The 20,624-nt window shown below is 62.3% G+C and carries 17 protein-coding genes; 6 read left to right on the forward strand and 11 right to left on the reverse strand.

Features of this window, described 5'->3' with window-relative positions:
• The first annotated feature begins 145 nt into the window (after positions 1-145).
• Positions 146-1,792 (forward strand): phosphoglucomutase (alpha-D-glucose-1,6-bisphosphate-dependent), encoded by a 1,647-nt coding sequence (gene pgm / locus M5C56_RS11455; protein WP_103494254.1) that lies wholly within the window; start codon positions 146-148, stop codon positions 1,790-1,792.
• 158 nt (positions 1,793-1,950) lie between these two features.
• Here the strand turns inward: pgm and M5C56_RS11460 are convergent, their stop codons facing one another.
• Positions 1,951-2,649 (reverse strand): pirin family protein, encoded by a 699-nt coding sequence (locus M5C56_RS11460; protein WP_103494255.1) that lies wholly within the window; start codon positions 2,647-2,649, stop codon positions 1,951-1,953.
• A gap of 271 nt (positions 2,650-2,920) precedes the next feature.
• On the opposite strand from M5C56_RS11460, the gene M5C56_RS11465 reads away from it, so the two are divergent.
• Positions 2,921-5,386, forward strand: coding sequence for a UvrD-helicase domain-containing protein (locus M5C56_RS11465; RefSeq protein ID WP_103494256.1), 2,466 nt, complete (start codon positions 2,921-2,923; stop codon positions 5,384-5,386).
• 149 nt (positions 5,387-5,535) lie between these two features.
• On the opposite strand, the gene M5C56_RS11470 is transcribed toward M5C56_RS11465, so the two are convergent.
• A complete protein-coding gene (locus M5C56_RS11470) occupies positions 5,536-5,826 on the reverse strand; it encodes a DUF1652 domain-containing protein (RefSeq protein WP_103494257.1) in 291 nt (96 codons plus the stop codon).
• 170 nt (positions 5,827-5,996) lie between these two features.
• Here M5C56_RS11470 and M5C56_RS11475 point away from each other — a divergent pair, with 170 nt between their 5' ends.
• From M5C56_RS11475 to M5C56_RS11490, 4 genes are all read left to right on the forward strand, one after another.
• Complete coding sequence (locus M5C56_RS11475; protein WP_103494258.1) at positions 5,997-6,812, forward strand: helix-turn-helix domain-containing protein; 816 nt, start codon at positions 5,997-5,999, stop codon at positions 6,810-6,812.
• Positions 6,813-6,861: 49 nt separating this feature from the next.
• Entirely contained in the window at positions 6,862-8,268 is a 1,407-nt protein-coding gene (locus tag M5C56_RS11480; protein ID WP_103494259.1) for an FAD-dependent oxidoreductase, read from the forward strand.
• A gap of 104 nt (positions 8,269-8,372) precedes the next feature.
• Positions 8,373-9,452 carry a polyamine ABC transporter substrate-binding protein gene (locus tag M5C56_RS11485; RefSeq protein WP_103494260.1) on the forward strand — a complete coding sequence of 360 codons (1,080 nt, stop codon included), beginning with the start codon at positions 8,373-8,375 and terminating at the stop codon, positions 9,450-9,452.
• Positions 9,453-9,788: 336 nt separating this feature from the next.
• Positions 9,789-11,414 carry a methyl-accepting chemotaxis protein gene (locus M5C56_RS11490; protein ID WP_103494261.1) on the forward strand — a complete coding sequence of 542 codons (1,626 nt, stop codon included), beginning with the start codon at positions 9,789-9,791 and terminating at the stop codon, positions 11,412-11,414.
• A 49-nt stretch (positions 11,415-11,463) separates the two neighbouring features.
• Here the strand turns inward: M5C56_RS11490 and M5C56_RS11495 are convergent, their stop codons facing one another.
• The 9 genes from M5C56_RS11495 to M5C56_RS11535 all read right to left on the reverse strand — a co-directional run bounded on the left by M5C56_RS11495 (position 11,464) and on the right by M5C56_RS11535 (position 20,503).
• Entirely contained in the window at positions 11,464-12,441 is a 978-nt protein-coding gene (locus tag M5C56_RS11495) for an NAD(P)-dependent oxidoreductase (RefSeq protein WP_103494262.1), read from the reverse strand.
• Positions 12,442-12,460: 19 nt separating this feature from the next.
• On the reverse strand, positions 12,461-13,759 hold the full coding sequence (locus tag M5C56_RS11500; protein ID WP_103494263.1) for an MFS transporter: 1,299 nt from the start codon (positions 13,757-13,759) through the stop codon (positions 12,461-12,463).
• 63 nt (positions 13,760-13,822) lie between these two features.
• Entirely contained in the window at positions 13,823-14,776 is a 954-nt protein-coding gene (locus tag M5C56_RS11505; RefSeq protein ID WP_103494264.1) for a sugar kinase, read from the reverse strand.
• The gene (locus tag M5C56_RS11510; RefSeq protein WP_103494265.1) at positions 14,769-15,557 is read right to left on the reverse strand and encodes a TIM barrel protein; all 789 of its coding nucleotides are present in this window, start codon (positions 15,555-15,557) and stop codon (positions 14,769-14,771) included. Before M5C56_RS11510 ends, M5C56_RS11505 begins: the two co-directional genes overlap by 8 nt.
• A 71-nt stretch (positions 15,558-15,628) precedes the next feature.
• On the reverse strand, positions 15,629-16,657 hold the full coding sequence (locus tag M5C56_RS11515; RefSeq protein ID WP_103494270.1) for a LacI family DNA-binding transcriptional regulator: 1,029 nt from the start codon (positions 16,655-16,657) through the stop codon (positions 15,629-15,631).
• A gap of 104 nt (positions 16,658-16,761) precedes the next feature.
• On the reverse strand, positions 16,762-17,691 hold the full coding sequence (locus M5C56_RS11520) for an alpha/beta hydrolase (protein ID WP_247263128.1): 930 nt from the start codon (positions 17,689-17,691) through the stop codon (positions 16,762-16,764).
• A 221-nt stretch (positions 17,692-17,912) separates the two neighbouring features.
• Positions 17,913-18,854 (reverse strand): choline ABC transporter substrate-binding protein, encoded by a 942-nt coding sequence (locus M5C56_RS11525; protein ID WP_100943482.1) that lies wholly within the window; start codon positions 18,852-18,854, stop codon positions 17,913-17,915.
• A gap of 134 nt (positions 18,855-18,988) precedes the next feature.
• Complete coding sequence (locus M5C56_RS11530; RefSeq protein ID WP_103499143.1) at positions 18,989-19,600, reverse strand: LysE family translocator; 612 nt, start codon at positions 19,598-19,600, stop codon at positions 18,989-18,991.
• A 51-nt stretch (positions 19,601-19,651) separates the two neighbouring features.
• Positions 19,652-20,503: an AraC family transcriptional regulator gene (locus M5C56_RS11535; protein ID WP_103499142.1), complete on the reverse strand. Its 852-nt coding sequence runs from the start codon at positions 20,501-20,503 to the stop codon at positions 19,652-19,654.
• Between the last annotated feature and the right edge of the window lie 121 nt (positions 20,504-20,624).

The raw sequence follows: 20,624 nt of genomic DNA on the forward strand, positions 1-20,624 counted from the left end.
TGATCAAGAGACGCGCTTCCTCTCACGGGGGAGCGCGTTTCCCATGGAAAATCTTCGCGCCAACGGATAGAACCCTTAACGTCAGTGTCGAACTGCCAGTAAACTGCGCGTCTTCCCCCGTACCATCCATCTCCAGAGGTTTTGCATGACACTCAGTCCTTTTGCGGGCAAGCCGGCACCGGCACAGTTGCTGGTTGATATCCCGCGACTGGTATCGGCCTATTACACCGGCCAGCCCGATGCGGCGATCTCCACCCAGCGTGTGGCCTTCGGCACCTCCGGGCATCGTGGCACTTCGTTCGAGCTGAGTTTCAACGAGTGGCATGTCCTGGCCATCAGCCAGGCCATCTGCCTGTACCGCCAGGCCCAGGGGATCGACGGTCCGCTGTTTGTCGGCATCGACACCCATGCGTTGTCCACGCCGGCCGGCGCCAGCGCCCTGGAAGTGTTCGCCGCCAATGGCGTGGACACCATGATCGCCGCCGCCGACGAGTACACGCCGACGCCCGCGGTCTCTCACGCGATCATCTGCTACAACCGCGGTCGCACCTCGGGCCTGGCGGACGGCGTGGTCATCACCCCGTCCCATAACCCACCGGAAAGCGGCGGCTTCAAATACAACCCGCCCAATGGCGGCCCGGCCGATACCCATGTCACCAAGTGGATCGAGGCCAAGGCCAACGAACTGCTCGCCAACCGCCTGGCCGGTGTGAAGCGTGTGAGCTACGAGCAGGCGCTCAAGGCCAGCACCACCCATCGCCACGACTACCTCAACACCTACGTGGCCGATCTGATCAATGTCATCGACCTGGATGCCATCCGTTCCTCCGGCCTGCGCCTGGGCGTGGACCCCCTGGGCGGGGCCGGCGTGCGCTACTGGTCGGCGATTGCCGAGCACTATCGACTGAACCTGGAAGTGGTCAACACCGAAGTCGACCCGACCTTCCGCTTCATGTGCGTGGACTGGGACGGCAAGATCCGCATGGACCCATCCTCCAGCCATGCGATGCAGGGCCTGATCGGTTTGAAAGAACGCTTCGACGTGGCCTTTGCCTGCGACCCTGACCATGACCGTCACGGCATCGTCACCCCGTCCGGCGGCCTGTTGGCGCCGAACAACTACCTGGCGGTGTCCATCGACTACCTGTTCCAGAACCGTCCGCAGTGGCGCGCGGATGCTGCGGTTGGCAAGACCGTGGTCAGCAGTGGCCTGATCGATCGGGTTGCGGCACGCCTGGGCCGGCGCCTGTACGAAGTGCCGGTGGGCTTCAAGTGGTTCGCCGACGGCCTGTTCGACGGTTCCCTCGGCTTTGGTGGCGAGGAGAGTGCGGGGGCGTCGTTCCTGCGCAAGGACGGCAGTGTCTGGACCACTGACAAGGACGGCCTGATCCCGGCCTTGCTGGCGGCGGAAATGACCGCGCGCACCGGGCGTGATCCGAGCCAGATCTATCGCGGCCTGACCGATGAACTGGGCGAGCCGTTCTCCGTGCGGGTCGATGCCAAGGCGACCCCGGCGCAGAAGGCCCTGCTGAGCAAGCTGGCACCTGAGCAGGTGACCTCCACGCAACTGGCGGGCGAGGCGATCCAGCGCATCCTCAGCCATGCGCCGGGTAACGACCAGGCCATTGGCGGGTTGAAGGTGATGACCGAGAACGGCTGGTTCGCCGCGCGTCCTTCGGGCACCGAGGATATCTACAAGATCTACGCCGAGAGCTTTATCGGTGACGATCACCTCAAGCGCCTGGTGGAAGAAGCCCAGGTGCTGGTGGATGGGGCGATTTCACCGAGCTGAACACGGTTTCTGTAGGAGCCGGCTTGCTGGCGATAGCGGTGGTGAATGCTACATCGCTATCGCTGGCAAGCCAGCTCACAGTTGATTGCGTTTGCAGCGTAAAAAAGGGGTGAACGACGATTGTCGTTCACCCCTTTTTGGTTTTGCCGATCAGCGAATCAGGCCAGGTCCACCAGGATGATTTCGCTGTCCTGCACGGCGGTCACCCGCAGCACCTGCTCGTCGGCCACCGCCACCCCGTCGCGGGCTTCGGCACGCAGGCCATTGACCTCGATCACCCCCGTGGCCGGCACCAGATAGGCCCGACGACCGCTGTCCAGGCGATACTCGGCACTTTCCCCAGCCTTCAGATTGGCCGCCACCAGGCGGGCATCGGCGCGAATCCGCAGGCTCTGGTCGTCGCCGCTCTTGCCGCTGGCCAGGGTAACGAAACCTTCGCCACGTTCACCCTTGGGAAACGGCTTGGCGCCCCAGGACGGGGGCGAGCCGGCCTCGTTGGGAATCACCCAGATCTGGAAGATCTTGGTCGGCGTCGATTCCAGGTTGTACTCGCTGTGGGCGATCCCGGTCCCGGCACTCATGACCTGCACATCACCGGCTTCGGTACGGCCCTTGTTGCCCAGGTTGTCTTCGTGGCTGATGGCGCCTTCACGGACATAGGTGATGATTTCCATGTCCCGGTGCGGGTGCTTCGGAAAACCGGTGCCGGGTGCGATCACGTCGTCGTTCCAGACCCGCAGGTTGCCCCAGTTCATGCGTTGCGGATCATGGTATTCGGCGAACGAAAAATGGTGGTGCGCATCCAGCCAGCCATGATGAGCGCCGCCCAGGGTCTTGAAGGGTCGAAGTTGCAGCATGAGTCTTCTCCTGTTCAGGTTCGTCATGGGCCGGCAGGAGCCGGGGCAGGACGGTAACCGGTGGTTGATGGCAGCGATCATCTATTAAATAGATATCGATAAAAAGCGTAAAAAATGCCTTAAATCAATCTGTTTATTCGATTGTTTGAGTTCTCTCTGGACTTTCAATTCGTCGCCTAAATGGCTGATCGAAAAGCAATTGACTAGAACTCGGGACGTAATGGAGCGACCATAGGCCTTTCGCCCAGACCGTCGCCTACCTGGAGTCAGCGTGCCATCACCGACACCCGAACCGCCTGCCGAACTTTCCTCCCTGGCTCAATTGCCCCTGTTCAAGCGCTTGCTGGCCAAGTTGCTGGGCGGCGGCCTGAGTCGTTTGCGCGCCCAGCACGTGGCGTCCTGGTTGCAGGGCCAGGCTGACGGCTTTCGTAGCGGCCATGGCGCCGGCCTCGAGTACGGTTATGAGGAGGGGCGACGCGACGGCCTGGAGGAGGGACGCCAGGTCCTGCTGATCCGCGATACGCGTCCGGTAGAACATCGCGCACCCGGGGTCGACGACCATCTGTTCGACGATTGGCGCCTGCCGCTGACGGCGGAATTGAAGAAGCGGATCAAGGCCGATGTGGCTCGGCTCCTGCCTGCCCAGTCGCAGCCCAGTGCGGCGCAATGGAAAATGATCTTCAGTGACACACCCTCGACGTCGGTGATCGCTGGTGCCGGTGCCGGCAAGTCGACTTCGCTGGTGCTGCGCATCCTGCTGCTGACCCACTACCTGGGCTTTGAACTGGACGCGATGACCGTGGTGACCTTTACCCGTGAGTCGCGCAAGGACTTCATGGCCAAGCTGGTGGAGGTCATGGGTCTCTGGGGGCATGTGCTCAGCCCTCGGGATGCCCGTGAGGTGGTACGCACCTTTCACTCGCGGATCCTGCCCATGGTCCGCAGCCTGCCGGGCTTCGGTCAGTTGCAGGCGTTCGAGAACCTCAGTGAGCGTAGCCTGTTCGCCGAGGAAGGCGCCGACAGCAACCCGTTCGACCTGCGGATCAACGACGCCCAGCGCCAGCAGTTGAATGCCTGCTATCAACGTTTGCACACCGATAATCCGCGTTTTCGCGAAGTGCTGGTGCCGCTCTACAAGCAGGCTCTGCAACTGCGTGAGCTGGACCAGGACCACCCGGATGTGCGCAAGCGCATGGCAGTCACCGAGCTGGCGTCCAAACGCGACGAGGAGCTGTGCGACACCCTGGAGGACCTGTGGTTTCGCGCGGATGCCTGGCCGATTCCCGGGATTGAACCGGACCGTGAGGTCATCGAGATCAACGGTTCGCCGTTCCATTGCCATGGTTACATTGCCGAGCTGGAGGCTTGGGTGGTACTTGGCTTCGATCCGCGGGAAAGTCCGCAGATCAGCCGTCCCGGATCCAAGCTCACGGTGCGCGCCGAATGGGCGGTAAAACGCACCTTGTTTCAAGCTTTCTGCCGTAAGCCATTGATATGGTTGGATAGTTACGAGTCAGCTAAATGCGTTTTGTCGTCCCTGGCGGGTAATGCCACCGCCGGTCCCGGCTTCGATTACAAGGTCAAGGGTGAACTGGCGTCCGCACCGCTGCTCGACTGTTTTGTGATGGCCGCCGGTTTTATCGAAAACCTGGGTCTGGATGTGCCGGCCGCCGTCGCGCGGATGAGTTTCGCCCAGGACGATCCGGACCGCTTCTTCTTCGAAGCCCTGAGCCTGTTCTGGAAGGCCCTCGAAACCCATCTGCTGGCCCAGTCGCCACCGATCATGACCTATAACCGCATGTTCTCGCTGTTCGGCGAAAACACCCCGGAAAACCAGGCGCTGCTCAGTGACGAGCTATTGCGTCCGTTGTCGCACCTGATGATCGACGAGTTCCAGGACGTTTCACCGCAGATCGTCTCCTGGTTGCGGGCCAGCCTGCGGGAGATCCGCCGCCGTGGCCCGGCGATGCAGGTCGGTCGCGCGGCCCGGCATTCATCGCTGTTGTGCGTCGGCGATGACTGGCAGTCGATTTATGGCTGGCGGGGGAGTTCGCCCAAGTACTTCATGGAATTCGGCAAGCAATTCCCGTCACCGGCGACCACCCGGGTCATGCTCAGTGACAACTATCGCAGTCATCAGCACATCATCGATGCGGCCGAGCATATTGTCCGCGCGGCACCGGCGATTGCCGGGAAAAAGGCCAAGGCCAGCGGCGAACCAAAGGAACTGTGGCCGGTCAATGTGCTGGATCGGGACGATGCCGGTTTGGCCAAACGTTTGGAAGAGCACTACCGGCGTGGCGAAAGCATCTTGATGCTGTTTCGAAAAAGTAGCGATAAGTTACTGATTAATGAGCATATTTCTTCTGTAGTTAATGTTGATTCTAGCTTGCCTTTCGAGCAGCGACGGCTCAAGCAACTGACCTATCACAGCGCCAAGGGGCTGCAGGCCGATGTGGTGTTCCTGTTGGGCGACTGCCTGCATCTGACCCGTTCACCCTACAAGAACCAGGTCTATCGCATGGCCGGGCTCGGGGAGGATGGCGATGCCGAGGCCTACGACAAGGCGCAGAAGGACGAGATCCTGCGGCTGGCCTATGTCGGCATCACCCGGGCGGTAAAGCATTGCTATTGGTATCTGGACGGGCAGGACGGCCAGGCCGCGAACGGGCCCAAGGCCTCGGATCGGGTGGCGGGGGACAAAGCGTTTTTCGCCGATTTACGCGTCAAGCGCTGAAGGTTGCGCTTATCTATGGAACTGTAAAAGGGGATTGAACACGCCCTATAAACTTGTGGGAGCGGAGCTTGCCCGCGAAGCTTTTAGCGTTCTCGCGGGCCTCTTCGCGGGCAAGCTCCGCTCCCACAAGGTCAGGTGTCGCCTTTGAGTCAGTTGACGGCCCGCAGCCCCATGGGCGGCACAAAGGCCTCAAGCTCATCCTCGACCGCCTCGATGATCCGCTCCACATCGGCGGCGTTCATCACCGTGGCGCAAGGAATGCCGGCGATGGCGATCAGCGTTTCGCCGCTGGCCCGGTCGAATAGCCGGGCGACCATGCTGCCCGGCGCATCCATGCTGGCTTCGAAGCCCATGGGATGAAAATGCCAGCGCATCAGTTGGCATGCGTTGGGGAAAGTCACCTTGCTGAAGACTCTACTCATGTTGCCCACCTGGATCATTGAGCGCTTCCTTTTGCTCGCGGGTAGGAACGGCGGGACCTCATGGTCCCACCAGCACAAGGCTTAAAAATAGCATCCGTTCAACGAGCGCAAGAGAGTTTTTTCAAGCCGTTCGGCGATTGTTTTCGTGTAATTTGATCTATGTCTCTTAATCTTGGTTCGAGTGCGCCATGTCCGACGACAATGACGGCCCGCAGCAGACCCGGGCGACCGGCGAAACCGTTTTGCGTTACCACCTGTGCTGGAAACACCGCGACCTTGACGGGGTGATGGCGCTGTACCATCCCCAGATCCAGTACCACGACTTCTTTCAGAACCGTGTCCTGGGCCTTTCAGAGCTGCGCGAATACGTACGATCGAGCATGCCGCGCGAATCAGATGAAGCCCTCGAACATAGCGATCGCATCCGTCTGGATGGCAATACCGCTTTTATCCAGTACCAGATGACCCTGCGTGGCGGCGAGGGCCTGGTATCGTTTCATTCCAGCGAGGCGATCACCGTGCGTGACGGCCTGATCTGGCGCGTGAATGAATACGCGTCCCTGGTGCGCGAACAGGTCGCCAGCACGACCACTGGCGGTAGACGCGCGGCGACCAGTCGCCTGGGCCTGTCGCCGCGGCAACTGAGCTTTATGGCGGATGACCTGCAACAGTATTTCCAGCGCCAGCAAGCCTACCTGGACCCCGACCTGGACCTGCAACGGGTAGCCGGGGAGTGCGGCTATAGCCGTAATCAGATTTCCTATCTGCTCAACCAGGTGCTCGGCCAGAGTTTCTACCGCTACGTCAACCAGGCGCGCCTGCAGCATCTGCTGGCTGCACTGGACAAGGCCGTGCCGCCGTTACGTATCGATGAGTTGGCCTTTGCCGCCGGATTCAATTCCTTGTCGGCCTTCTACAAGTGCTTTCGCGAGCACACCGGCCTGTCGCCCAAGGCCTACGTCAAGGAAATTTCTCTGCGTGCACGCGCGCAAGACAGCCTCTGAGCACTGGCACTAGGATCGCAACCATCTGTTACCGGTTGTGGAGTCTGGAATGCCAGCATGGCGCACTATCAGTTTATGGATGGATCAGCTCGATGAGCCGCTGACGCCACGGGCGTCCCTGGAGCAGGACCTGGATGTCGATGTGGCCATTGTCGGCGCCGGTTACACCGGGCTGTGGACCGCCTATTACCTCAAGCGCCAGGCCCCGCAATTGAATGTGGTGATTGTCGAGGCGCAGACCGCCGGTTTCGGCGCGTCGGGGCGCAACGGCGGTTGGGTGATGGGCAATCTGCTGGGCGAAGACCGTCTTTTGGCCGGGCTGTCGCCGGAACAGCGGCGGGCGTCCTTCGACTTGCTGCATGACATCCCCGACGAAGTGAAGCGGGTGATCGATCGCGAAGGCATCGACTGCGACTACCGCAAGGCCGGGGCGTTGTACTGCGCCGCGCGTTACCCCGAGCAGGAACACAGCCTGCGGACCTACCTGGACAAACTCTACAAGCAGGGGCTCAACGAGAGCGATTACCGCTGGCTGGGGCCCGAGCAACTGGCCGGGCAGATTCGGGTCGCCCGGCCCTACGGCGGCATCCATGCCGCCCATATCGCCACGGTCCAGCCGGCCAAGCTGGTGCGCGGCCTGGCCCGGGCCGTCGAGCGCCTGGGTGTGCGGATCTTCGAAAACACCCCGGTGACCGACTGGCGCTCTGGCGGCTTGCGCACGGCCCGGTCGCAGATTCGCAGTCGCTGGGTAGTCCCGGCCGTGGAGGGTTACTCGGTGACGCTGCCGCCCCTGGGCCGCTATCAACTGCCGGTGCAAAGCCTGCTGGTGGCCACCGAACCCTTGTCCGCCGCGACCTGGGACGAAATCGGCCTCAGCCAGGGCCAGGCCTTCAGCGAGAGCAGTCGCCAGGTCACCTACGGCCAACGCTCGGCGGACAACCGGCTGATCTTCGGTGCTCGCGGCGGCTATCGCTTTGCCGGCCGGCTACGGCATGACTTCGACCTCACCGACAGCGAAATCGAGCTGCGTCGCTACCTGTTCGGCGAGTTGTTCCCGCAATTGAAGAAGGTCCGCATCAGCCATTCCTGGGGCGGCAACCTGGGCATGTCGCGACGGTTCCAGCCGCACATGCTCTGCGACCCTGCCAATGGCCTGGCCCTGGCCGGAGGCTATGGCGGCGAGGGCGTGGGTGCCAGCCATCTCGGCGGGCGGACCCTGGCCGACCTGATCCTGGAGCAGGACAGCGAACGGGTCCGGCAACCCTGGGTGATCCGCGAGGGGGGCCTCCAGGCACTGAAAGCCTGGGAGCCGGAACCCTGCCGCTGGCTGGGCTACAACGCGATCATCCGCAGCTTTGTCCATGAGGACCAGACCCTGGCCGACCCCGATACGCCGCCCTGGCGCCGCAAGCTGGCGAGCAGCGTTGCCGGCTTTATGGAGGGTTTCATGCAGTAACCGGCGCCTGGGCGCCGGCTCATCCATCACAAGACCGATGCACTGATTTTCTGATCCTCTGATCGCCCGAACCTGCCAACAAAAACTCACACAGGAATCGACTCATGATCCGCATGTCCCTTGCTCCCTTGATGCTGGTCGCCTCCCTCGGCCAGGCGGCCGAGACCGTCAAGATCTACAACTGGTCGGATTACATCGCCCCGGACGTCACCCAGAACTTCCAGAAGGAGACCGGGATCGCGTTCACCTATGACGTCTATGACAGCAACGAGACCCTGGATGGCAAGTTGATGACCGGCAAGTCCGGCTACGATGTGGTGTTCCCGTCCAACCATTTCATGGCCCGGCAGATTGAGGGCGGGGCGCTGAAAAAGCTCGACAAGCGCCAGTTGCCGAACTGGAAGAACCTCAACCCGGCGTTGCTCAAGGCGCTGCAGGTCAACGACCCCGGCAATGAACATGGTTTCCCGTACCTGTGGGGCAGCACAGGCATCGGTTACAACATCGACAAGGTCAAGGCGGTGCTCGGTGATAACGCGCCGGTGGACTCCTGGGACTTGATCTTCAAGCCCGAGAACATGCAGAAACTGCAGAAGTGCGGGGTGGCGATACTCGACAACGGCCCCGAATTGCTCCCGGCCGCTTTGAACTACTTGCACCTGCCGCACCACAGCAAGAACCCGGCGGACTATAAAAAAGCCGAAGCCTTACTGATGAAAGTGCGTCCCTATGTGGCTTACTTCCATTCCTCGAAATATGTCAGTGACTTGGCCAATGGTGATATCTGCGTCGCGGTGGGTTTCTCCGGCGATATCCTGCAAGCTGAAAGCCGGGCCAAGGAAGCGAAGAACGGTATTGATATCGGCTACTCGATTCCCAGGGAAGGTGCCGCCATCTGGTTCGATATGGTCGCCATGCCGGCCGATGCCCGGGATGAAAAAGCCGGTTACGCCTTTATGAACTACCTGCTGCGCCCGAAAGTGATGGCCGGTATCAGCAACTATGTGAAGTACGCCAATGGCAATGCGGCGGCTGATAGCCTGGTGGACCCGGCGCTCAAGGCCGATACCAAGGTGTATCCGAGCTCGGAAATGATGGGCAAGCTGTTTGCCCTGGAAGCGATGCCATTGAATATCGATCGCATTCGCACGCGGCTGTGGAGCAAGATCAAGACCGGAGAATGATTCGCTATAACTGTTGCTCCGCTTGTGGGAGTTCAGTGCTCCCACAAGTTACCGCTTCAGATCATTGAACATGCCTGTACAGTTAGTGGCTTATAGCCATAATTTTAAGCGCGTAGGGCGCCAATTGTATCGGTGATGAAATATTTCGCCATGCCAAGTCATAAAGTGAAATATTTTTTCATTCCCCCTGAATAAATTCACAACTTCTGCCGATAATCAGTTGTAAGCCCACCGTCACTGAAAAGAGTGGTGCAACACTGTCGGTATGGCCAGTTGCTATCTGACAGGTTTACGGCATGGAAGCTAGTAGTCCTCAAGCCTTATAGAGAGCAGCCCATGTCCCTACGAAATATGAATATCGCTCCCCGCGCGTTTCTCGGTTTTGCATTTATTGCATTGCTGGTGATTGTGCTGGGGGTCTTTTCCCAGACCCGTATGACGGTGATTCGCCAGGCATCCATTGATATGGAAACGAATCAACTGCCTAGCGTCGGGTTTCTCGGCAATGTGCTCGAAGACGTGCTGCGTATGCGCATCCTGTCTTTTCGCCTGCTGCTCAACCGTGACTCCGCATCCCTGCAGGACACCGATACGCGGGTTGCCGCCCTGGTGGACAAAGTTCGCAAGGACGTGAAGAGCTACGCCGATTTGCCTGCTGATGGGGATGAGCTGGCCAAGTACAAGGAGTTCTCGGGCACGCTCGACACTTATATCCGGGACCAGAGCCAGATGTTGGAGCTGTCGCGACAGGATAAGGTCGATGAGATGCGTAATCTGATCAATAACCAGATCAAGGCCGGTACTGACCTGATGGGCGTGCAGCTCAACCAGTTGGTGGCGATCAACAAGGCCGGGGCCAAGGCTGCGTCGGCCCAGGCCGGTGAGCAATACAGCAATGCCAGTTTCGGCATTATCCTGGTTTCGGTGGTGGCGGCGCTGGCGACCGTGCTGCTGGCCTGGTTGTTGACCCGCAGCATCGTGGCGCCGCTGAACCAGGCGGTCGAAGCCGCTGAAGCCATTGCTGGTGGCAACCTGACCAAGGCCATTGCCATTGAAGGCAAGGATGAACCGGCCCGCCTACTGGGCGCGTTGTCAAAGATGCAAGGCAACTTGCGCAAGACCATCGAGCAAATCTCTGGTTCCGCCACGCAGCTGGCGTCGGCCGCTGAAGAGCTTAGCGCGGTGACCGAAGAGTCGTCCCGCGGGCTGCAGCAGCAGAACAACGAGATCGAGCAGGCGGCCACCGCGGTCAACGAAATGACCAGTGCGGTGGAAGAAGTGGCACGCAATGCGGTGTCCACCTCCGAAGCCTCGCAGCAATCCAATCAGGCGGCTCGTGACGGACGCGACCGTGTCGTGCAGACGGTGGAGGCGATCCAGGCCATGACCCAGGACGTGCAAAGCACCTCGGTGCTGATCGAAGGCCTGGCCACCCAGGGTCGCGATATCGGCCAGGTGCTGGATGTGATCCGCGCGATTGCCGAACAGACCAACCTGCTGGCCCTCAATGCCGCTATCGAAGCCGCACGGGCGGGCGAGGCCGGGCGTGGTTTTGCGGTGGTGGCCGATGAAGTGCGGGCGCTGGCCCATCGTACCCAGCAGTCGACCAAGGAGATCGAGCAGATGGTTGCCGGTATCCAGAATGGCACCGGTCAGGCCGTGCAATCGATGCAACAGAGCAACCAGCGGACCCAGAGTACCCTGGAAACGGCCCGTGCCGCCGGTGTGGCCCTGGAGCAGATCACCCAATCGATCAACCTGATCAACGAGCGCAACCTGGTGATTGCCAGTGCCTCGGAAGAGCAGGCGCAGGTCTCCCGCGAAGTGGACCGCAACCTGGTGAACATCCGCGACCTGGCTTCCCAGTCGGCCGCTGGTGCCAACCAGACCAGTGCCGCCAGCCATGAGCTGTCGCGCCTGGCGGTGGACCTCAATGCCATGGTCGCGCGCTTCGTGATCTGACGCTGCGAGCGTTGCCAGGGCTCGGCGACGCTCGCTACCGGCACGGCTGTCAGTGCGGGTAGGCCTGGGGATTGACCAGATTTGCCGGTCGTTCTCCGGCCAGGGCTGCCAGCAGATTGTCCACCGCACAGCGTGCCATGGCTTCACGGGTTTCAAAGGTGGCCGAGCCGATATGCGGCGTGGCCACCACGTTGGCCAGGTTCAGCAACGGCGAGTCCGGCGCCAGGGGTTCGCGCTCGAACACATCGAGGCCGGCGCCACGGATCTGCCGGTTCTGCAAGGCCTGGATCAGCGCCTGCTCGTTCACCACCTTGCCCCGGGAAATATTGATAAGGATGCTTTCCGGGCGCATCAGGGCCAATTCCCCGGCACCGATCAGCCCCTCGGTCTGAGGGGTCAGGGGCAATGTCAGGCAGACAAAGTCGGCTTCCTGCAACAGTTCGTGCAGTCCCAGGTAGCGCGCATTGAAGCGTTGTTCCACTTCAGGCTTGGGCGAGTGACTGTGGTAGAGCACCGGCATGCCGAAGCCGAAATGCCCGCGCTGGGCCAGGGCTTCACCAATACGGCCCATGCCGATGATGCCGAGCTTCTTGCCATGTACATCCGTGCCGAAATGCAGCGGACCGATATTGCGCGTCCACTGTCCGTTGCGCACCAGGTTCGCCAGTTCCACCACCCGTCGGGCGCTGGCCAGGATCAGGGCGAAGCCGGTGTCGGCGGTGGTTTCGGTGAGCACGTCCGGCGTGTTGCTGAGCAGGATCCGTCGGCGGGTCAGGTAATCGATGTCGTAATTGTCGACCCCCACCGAGACGCTGGCGATGGCCTCCAGGTGTGGCGCCAGGTCAAGCAGTGCGGCGTCCAGCTTCAGGCTGGCACCGAGCAGGCCCCGGGCCTCGGGCAAGGCGGCACGCAGTTGCGCCAGGCCGTTGTCACCCAGATCGTCGATCAGGGTGACCTGGGTGTGCTCATGCAGGCGGGCCATCAGCGAGGGCGAGAGCTTCTTGTACAACACAACCGGTTTTTTCATCGGGTTCGCTCGACAGGGTTCAGGGATGGGACAGCGCACGGGGCGTCGGCAAGCCCTTGGGGGCTGCGCGATCGCTGGCGCCGGGATTGAGGAATACGGTCAGGATCACTGACAGCAGCAGGGCGCCGCTCATCAGCAGGTAGGAAGCCCCCGGCGAACCGGTTTCGCTGTTCAGGTAGCCCACCAGGTAGGAACCACCGAAGGAACCGAGGGCACCCATGCTGTTGATCAGAGCCATGGCACCGCCGGCAACGTTGGCTGGAAGGATCTCCGGGACAATCGCAAAAAACGGTCCATAGGGCGCGTACATGCAGGCACCGGCGATCACCAGCAGGCTGTAGGACCACCAGAAATGTTCCGCGCCCAGGGCGTAGGAGGCATAGAAGGCCACCGACGCCACCAGCAGCGGTGGCCAGACAAAACGTTTGCGCCGTTGCAGCTTGTCCGAGCCCCAGGACACCGCGAGCATGGCGATCACCGCGGCCAGGTAGGGCAAGGCCGACAACCAGCCGGCTTCGACCATGTCCATCTTCAAGCCGCTTTTCAGAATCGACGGCAGCCACAGCACAAAGCCGTAGACGCCGATGCTCCAGCAGAAGAACTGCAGGGCAAGGATGATCACCTTGGGTTCGCGGAAGGCCTGGGCATAGTTTTTCACCGCCTTGATGCCGACCTGCTCGGCGGCCAGGGCGCTGTCCAGGTCGCGCTTTTCCTGCGCGCTGAGCCAGCTCGCCCGGGCTGGACGCTCATCGGCCAGGCGCCACCAGATAAAGGCCCAGATCACCGCCGGCAGGCCTTCGACGATAAACATCCAGCGCCAGCTGAAGTGCTGCACCAGATAACCCGAGACCACCGACATCCAGAGCATGGTCACCGGGTTGCCGAGGATCAGGAAGGTATTGGCCCGCGAGCGTTCCGCACGGGTGAACCAATAACACAGGTACACCAGCATCGCCGGCATCACGGCGGCTTCGACCACGCCAAGCATGAAGCGGATGCCGATCAGCATATAGGCGTTGGAAACGATGCCGGTGAGGGTGGCCAGGCCGCCCCAGAGGATCAGGCTGACGAAGATCAGCTTCTTCACGCTGTGCTTCTGCGCGTAGAGGGCGCCGGGCACCTGGAAAAAGAAGTAGCCGAGAAAGAACAGTGCGCCGAGCAGCGACGACAGCCCGGGGGTGATCTGCAGATCGGCGGCCATGCCCGAGGCCGCGGCGAAGCCATAGTTGGCGCGGTCCAGGTAGGCCAGGCTGTAGGTGATGAAAACGATGGGCATGATGTACCACCAGCGGCGGGTGGCGAGTTTCAGCGTGTGCATGGTGTGGCTCCTGAGCTTGTTGTTTTTGTCGCAGCAGGTGGCATTCGGAAAACGCGGTCTTGCTTAGCCGACGGGCGCGGGTCGGCGTGCCGCTGTCAGCTGTTCCCGGGTCGGCAAACCCTCCATGTCGCCGCGGCTCTGCACCGCCTGGGCGCCGATCCAGTTGCCGCGCGCCACGGCCTGGGCCGCGCTGTGGTTCTCCAGCAGCGCACTGACCACGCCAACGGCGAAAGCATCACCGGCACCGACCGTGTCCACCACGACCTGCACCGGCACCGCGGCGACAAACCCCTCGTCGCGATGGGTCCGGTAGTAGGCGCCGTCAGCCCCGAGCTTGATGGCCACGACGGCGGCGCCCTGGTCGAGGTAGAAGGCGGCGATATCCCGCGGCGCCTGGTAACCGGTGAGCAAGCGGCCTTCGCCCAAGCCCGGCAGGACCCAATGGGCGAGGGCGGCCAGGGCGTTGATGTCTTCGATCATCTGTCTTTCGCTGGGCCACAGGCTCGGTCGCAGGTTGGGGTCGAAGGACACGCTGCGCCCGGTCGCCGCCATGCGTGTCATCAGCTCGAACGACAGCTCGCGGGCACTGGCCGAGAGGGCAGGAGGAATCCCGGTGGCATGCAGATGCCGGGCCTTGAGCAGCTCCGGGCGGATATCGGCCACTGACAGGTGACTGGCGGCCGAACCCCGACGGAAATACTCCACCTGCGGGTCCTGGCCCTGGTCTTCCCGGGACTTGAGTTGAAAACCGGTGGGATAGCCCGGGTCGATATCGACGTAATCGCAGTGCAGGCCTTCGCCTTGCAGGGTGTCGATCACAAAACGGCCGAGGGAGTCGGCGCCGACCCGGCTCAGCCAGTTGACCTTGAAGCCCAGGCGCGCCAGGCCGATGGCGACATTGCTGTCGGCGCCGGCGATGCGCTTGTGGAAGTGCCCGACCCGGGCCAGGTCGCCGGTCTGTTCGGCGACGAACATCGCCATGGTCTCACCGAACGAGAGGATTTCGATTTCAGGCATGGGCTGTTTCCTCCATGGAGTGGCCCAGGCGGGCGAGGGTGCGTACCTGTTCGCGGGTGACGGCCAGCAGGTCGTCGCCTTGCAGCGGGTATTCAACGGCTCGGGTCAAACCTTGACTCATCTGGCCCAGCAAACGTTCCCACTGTTCCAGGTCAACGGCGTTCGGTGGCAGGGCGACGAGCTTGCCGTCCGCACGCAGGGCCACGGCCTTGCAGTGCAGGTAGTCGACATGCCGGCCGAGCAGGCGCGCGGCGCTGCTGGCGGATTGGTCCTGCCAGCGCCAATTACCGATGTCGAAGGTCATTTTCACCGGCAGTTGCTGTTGCTCGACCTGATCGAAAAAGCGCAGCAGGGGTTCGATTCGGCCGCCCTGGGTGGTCTGGTCGTTCTCCACCAGCAAGCGGACTGATGATGCCGACAACAATCCTGCCAGTGCCGACAGGTCGCAGTTTTCACTGAAGTAGCCCAGGGAGACTTTCAGCCAGCGGGCGCCAAAGGCTTCGGCGCGTTGCAGGGTAGCCGCCAACTGCGGGTCGGGACGCGACTGACCCGCGGGCCACAATTCCAGGGGTGACGAGTAGGCACACTCCAGGCCCATGGCCGTCGCGCGGGTTGCAAAGCGCTGCGGATCTTCGTTGGTCAGCAGTTCTTCGCGTACTTCGATGCGACTGGCGCCGGCCTCGGCCAGCAGTTCGATAAAACTTTCCTGGCCACGTTCGCGAACCAGCGTCGCGCCGTAACTGGAGAGGCTGATGGAGACGGGAAACAGCTGTTCTTTCATTGTTGTTGTACCTCTGAAACCGGTTTCATTTTTTGGCAGGCTTTACAGCGGAGGCCAGGCTCCGCTGCGTCTCAGGCAAATCTTGTACGTTGGGTGGACCCACGGACGATCAACTGCGCGGGAAAATCGAGGGCTTTGGCGGCGCCCTTGTCACCCCGCAGGCGCTTGAACAGGCAGTCGAAGGCACTGGCGCCGATCTGCTGTGTGGGCTGGGCGAGGGCGGTGATACCGCTACCTACCAGGGGGAACCATTCCAGGTCGTCGAGGGCGATCAGGCCGATATCGTCGAACAGATTGCAGCCCAGCTCGCGCAGGGCCTGGACACAGGCCAGGGCGGCAATGCCGTTGGCACAGAACAGCGCCTTGGGTCCGGCACTGGGGGCCGCCAGGAAATCCTGCAACTGATGTCGCAATGATTCGCCGGTATGGCCGATGCTGCCGCTCAGGGCATCACGCCTGGTGATTTCGAGATTGAAGTGTTCAATCCGTTCCAGCCGCGAGCTGGTGCCGTCAAGGGGTTCACTGACCAGCATCAGGTCGCGGTAACCCTGTTGCTCCAGGTGCTCGACGGCGCTGCGTACGGCGGCACCATTATCAAGGCCGACCAGATCGCTGCCCAGGTGCTCGACCCTGCGGTCCACCAGCACCATCGGCATTTCCCGTTGCAGTGCCTGCAATTCTTCGAGATGGTGACCGAGGGTATTGAGGATCAGGCCTTCGATGTTGTACGAGCGCAGCGCCGCCAGGTGCAGGCGCTCCTGCTGGTCGTCGCGGTCGGTGTTGCACACCACCAGGCTGTAGCCGTGGGCGCGGCAGGCGGTTTCCACGCCATGCATCACGGCAATCGAATAAGGGTTGCGGATATCGGCCACCAGCATGCCGATCAGGCGCGTACGGCCGCGTTTCAGGCCACGGGCCATCTGGTTCGGGCGGTAGCCCAATTCGCTGATCGCCTGTTCGATGCGCAGGGCGATGGCTTCGGAAAGCAGGGCGCGGTCATCGCCGATAAAACGCGACACGCTGGCCTTGGAGACCCCGGCGCGTTCAGCGACATCGAGCATGGTCACGCGGCTGCGTTGGGCGGCGGAAAAACTGTTCACGGCCTGAAACCTTTTCTTGGAGTTGTCGGCAGGCGGTTGGTGCATTGGCACTGAAACCGGTTTCAGAAGAACTCAAGGCAAGGTCAGTCGTCAAGTAACTTTTGCTACAGGTCCAGGGAGTGGTGCAGGGCGGCGAGGAGTTTTTCGTAGAGCAGATCGACCTCCGGTGCACTGCCCCGGGCGCGCAGGCAGCCGTGCACCAGGCCGTGGCCGGGATGGAAATCCACACTTACACCGGCCGCTTGCAGGCGTTCGCTGTACTCCACGCCGTCGTCGCGCAAGGGGTCGAATTGCGCCACGGCGATAAACGCCGGGGCCAGGCCCCGCAGGTCCGTGGCCTGCAACGGCATCGCATAGGCCGAAGGGGTGGCCGAACCCGGCAGGTACAAGGCGTGGTAGCAGTGCACATCGCTGGCGCCGAGCAGCGGCGCGTCTGCGCATTCGATGCGCGAGGGCAGTCGGTCGTCGCCACCCAGTCCTGGATAGATCAGGGCTTGTAGCCGCGGCTGCGCTTGGCCGGTATCGCGCAGGGCCAGGCATACGGCGGCGGCGAGATTGCCCCCGGCGCTGTCGCCGGCAATCGCCATGCGTTGCGGGTCCAGTTGCCAGGTTGCGGCGCTGTCCTGCAAACCGCGCCACACCGCCAGGCAATCATCGAAGGCCGCCGGGAAGGGATGTTCCGGTGCCAGTCGGTAGTCGACCGCGATGACCACGGCGTTGAGCCGGGAGGCCAGTTCAGCGGTGATGAAATCGTGGGAGTCGAGGTCGCCGACCACCCAGCCGCCACCGTGCAGGTAGACCACGCCGGGCCAGCCATTGGCGGGTGTTGCTGAAGTCGGACGGTATTGGCGTACGGGCACCTGGCCGATCAACTGTTCGCTGACGCTGATGTTCGCCGGGCGTGCTGGGGTGAAGGCTCGGCACATAGCGCTGTAGCCAAGGCGTAGGCCATTGATCGTGCTGTCCGGGGCGTTGAGATCGAGGGTCTTGGCGACAAAGGCGCTGAGTTCGGGGGAGAGCGGGTAATCGGTCATGCGCAGTCTCAGTTCTGTACGAGGTGTCAGGAGAACCTGTGGCGGCGATCTTTAGGGCCTCTTCGCGGCGGTGCGGCGATCCGACAAGCCCTGCTCCTACAGTTCGGCGTCGGATACAGATTTTGCGCACTCCATGGACCTGTAGGAGCTTGGCTTGCCAGCGAAGAGGCCCGTGAGGACGCTAAAAGCTTCGCGGGCAAGCTCCGCTCCTACAATGGGTGTTATTTCAAACTGGCCTGCACGGTCGCCACACCGTCCTTGCCATCAACACTGGTCACGCCGGCCAGCCACTTCTGCAGATCTTCCGGGTGATCGCGCAGCCATTTCTTGGCCACGTCCTGGGGCGTCTGGCGCTCCATGATCGGCACCATCAACTGGCTTTCCTGGGCGGCGCTGAAGGTCAGGTTCTCCAGCAGCTTGTTCACGTTCGGGCAACGCTGGGCGTAGTCCGGGGCGGTGACGGTGGACACGGTGGCCGCGCCTTCGTTAGGCCCGTAGACATCTTCGCTGCCGGTCAGGTAGGTGATCTTCATATTGATGTTCATCGGGTGCGGGGTCCAGCCGACGAACACCACGAACTCCTTGCGATTGACCGCCCGCTGCACGGCCGCGAGCATCCCGGCTTCCCCGGACTCCACCAGATTGAAACCCTTGAGGCCGAAGTGGTCGGTATCGATCATGGTCTTGATGGTGGTGTTGGCGCCGCTGCCGGGCTCGATGCCATAGATCTTGCCACCGAGCTTGTCCTTGAACTTGGCAATATCGGCGAAGGTCTTCAGGCCCGCGTCAGCCACATATTGCGGCACGGCGAGGGTGGCCTGGGCGTCGGAGAGGCTGGGCTGGGCCAGGACCTTGACCTGGTTGGCGGCGACAAAAGGCGCGATGTTCTTGTCCATCGCCGGCTTCCAGTAGCCGAGGAAGATATCCAGGCGCTTGTCCCGGATCCCGGCAAAGATGATCTGCTGCACGGCGCTGGTCTGCTTGCTTTCATAACCCAGGCCGTTGAGCAGCACGTCGGCCATGCCACTGGTGGCGATCACATCGGTCCAGTTGACCACGCCCATGCGCACGGTCTTGCAGGAAGCGTCTTCGGAGGCGAGCACGCTGGTGCTCAGGAGGGCGGTACCGCAGAGGAACAGACAGCTGTTGAACAGTCTTTTCATGATACGCAGGTCTCGCGGCAGGTCGTTTATTGTGGAGTTCGGTGTCTTCATGCACCGTCCGGCCACGTTACGCAGCCGGCTGCTGGCAAAAGCGCACCAGTGCGACCGGCTTTTGCACTGCAGCGACCCCGACGTTATACCAACACGCTCAGCCAGGCTGAAACCAGCAACAGCAGCGCCATGCAGCGATTGAACCGCCGCATCGCCAGGGGCGAGCGAAACAGCCGCGCGGAGCCGACACCGAGTACCGCCCACAGGCTCATGCATGGCAGCGACACCAGGAAGAACACCAGGGACAGTGACAGCACGTGGGCCTGGCGTTCGGCACCGCTGCCGGCGAACACGCCGACCACCGCCAGGGCCATCATCCAGACCTTCGGATTGATCAGTTGCAGGCTGGCCGCGCCCAACAGGCCGAGACGTTTGGCCGGAGCTGCATCAGGGTCGATGGCACTGGCCGGTGCGCTGAAGATCTGCCAGGCCAGGTAGCTCAGCCAGGCGATGCCGAGCCATTGCATGCCGGTGCGGACCTGGGGCCGTTGTGCCAGCGATTCACCGACACCGCTGCCCACCAGCAGGACGATCAGTGCCGCGCCGGCACCGGCGCCGAGGATGATCGGCAGGGCTGCCGCCAGGCCATGGCGGGCACTGTTGCTCAGCACCAGGATATTGTTCGGCCCGGGGGTGACGGAGGCGACGATGGCGAAGAGCACAAAGGGCAGGAAGCTGGAAAGGCTGGACAACATGGGGAGGGGCTCCACTGAAAGATCGATCAACCGATCTTCCCGCGCGCCGCCTCAGGCGTCTGGAAGATTTGAGCAGCGCTTGCGGTAGGCGGCGGGCGTCAGCCCGTAGGCGCGGACAAACCAGCGGCCCAGGTGGCTCTGGTCGGCAAAGCCCAGGGTCATGGCGACGTTCGCCGGGGTTTCGCCCCGGGACAGCAGTTGCCGCGCCTTGGCCACCCGCAATTGCACCAGGTAGGCGTGGGGCGGCAGACCGTAGGCGGCCTTGAAGGCTCGGGTCAGGCGGAAGCGGTCGACACCACAGACGGCCGCGACCTCATCCAGGCTCAGGTCATGTTGCAGATGGGCGTGCAAGTACTCGCGGGCAACCTGCGCAACCCGTGGCAGGCGCGGGTCCTCGCGGTAGCGGGCGCGCCAGTGCAGATGGTCGGTGAGGCTGTCGAACAAACGGTCGAGGGCGCTTTGCCGGACGATGCGCAATTCCTGGGTGTGAATGGCCTGGAACGCGGCACTGGTGGCCTGGGCCAGGCGGGTGTCGGTGGCCAGGGTCGCGGCAAAGCTCAGTTGGCTGCCCGCCGGGGCTTCCTCGAACAGCGCGCTCAGTTCCCGTTCCAGCCAGTGTGGGTCGAGATAGATGGTGCGGTAGGTGAAGCCGCCGTCGGTGGGTGCGTCGCCGTCATGGATCTCGCCGGGTTCGAGCAGGAAGACGTTACCTGCCAGGCTTTGGTAGCGGGTGCCCCGGCAATTGAACTGCTGCACGCCTTGTTCGGTGACACCCACCAGGTAGCTGTCGTGCCAGTGGGCATCGTAGGCATGGGTATGCCCCTGGAAACGCGCGCGCAGGGTTTCGATGCCGGTGTCGCGGTCCTGGTTCAGGTCGACCCAGTGGTTGACGGTGCTGGACATGGGGTTCCTGGAGTCGTGGTCAATCTGCAGTGCTTCAGTAGAGGCTGGCGGCCGGGTAGCAGTCTAGAAGATCCGTGCACGGGCTCGACAGTACCCCGATAGGGGAATTGGCGAGCGGGAA

Origin of the sequence: Pseudomonas sp. MWU13-2862 (assembly GCF_023242495.1) — a bacterium.
GTDB lineage: Bacteria > Pseudomonadota > Gammaproteobacteria > Pseudomonadales > Pseudomonadaceae > Aquipseudomonas > Aquipseudomonas gingeri_D.

Bases quoted from the DNA above. Each gene is read 5' to 3' on its own strand.
- M5C56_RS11470 (WP_103494257.1), bottom strand. From the start codon at position 5,826: ATGATCCAGGTGGGCAACATGAGTAGAGTCTTCAGCAAGGTGACTTTC.
- M5C56_RS11520 (WP_247263128.1), bottom strand. From the start codon at position 17,691: ATGACCGATTACCCGCTCTCCCCCGAACTCAGCGCCTTTGTCGCCAAG.
- M5C56_RS11460 (WP_103494255.1), bottom strand. From the start codon at position 2,649: ATGCTGCAACTTCGACCCTTCAAGACCCTGGGCGGCGCTCATCATGGC.
- pgm (WP_103494254.1), top strand. From the start codon at position 146: ATGACACTCAGTCCTTTTGCGGGCAAGCCGGCACCGGCACAGTTGCTG.
- M5C56_RS11505 (WP_103494264.1), bottom strand. From the start codon at position 14,776: ATGCCTGAAATCGAAATCCTCTCGTTCGGTGAGACCATGGCGATGTTC.
- M5C56_RS11490 (WP_103494261.1), top strand. From the start codon at position 9,789: ATGTCCCTACGAAATATGAATATCGCTCCCCGCGCGTTTCTCGGTTTT.
- M5C56_RS11480 (WP_103494259.1), top strand. From the start codon at position 6,862: ATGCCAGCATGGCGCACTATCAGTTTATGGATGGATCAGCTCGATGAG.
- M5C56_RS11500 (WP_103494263.1), bottom strand. From the start codon at position 13,759: ATGCACACGCTGAAACTCGCCACCCGCCGCTGGTGGTACATCATGCCC.
- M5C56_RS11530 (WP_103499143.1), bottom strand. From the start codon at position 19,600: ATGTTGTCCAGCCTTTCCAGCTTCCTGCCCTTTGTGCTCTTCGCCATC.
- M5C56_RS11475 (WP_103494258.1), top strand. From the start codon at position 5,997: ATGTCCGACGACAATGACGGCCCGCAGCAGACCCGGGCGACCGGCGAA.
- M5C56_RS11510 (WP_103494265.1), bottom strand. From the start codon at position 15,557: ATGAAAGAACAGCTGTTTCCCGTCTCCATCAGCCTCTCCAGTTACGGC.
- M5C56_RS11495 (WP_103494262.1), bottom strand. From the start codon at position 12,441: ATGAAAAAACCGGTTGTGTTGTACAAGAAGCTCTCGCCCTCGCTGATG.
- M5C56_RS11525 (WP_100943482.1), bottom strand. From the start codon at position 18,854: ATGAAAAGACTGTTCAACAGCTGTCTGTTCCTCTGCGGTACCGCCCTC.
- M5C56_RS11485 (WP_103494260.1), top strand. From the start codon at position 8,373: ATGATCCGCATGTCCCTTGCTCCCTTGATGCTGGTCGCCTCCCTCGGC.
- M5C56_RS11535 (WP_103499142.1), bottom strand. From the start codon at position 20,503: ATGTCCAGCACCGTCAACCACTGGGTCGACCTGAACCAGGACCGCGAC.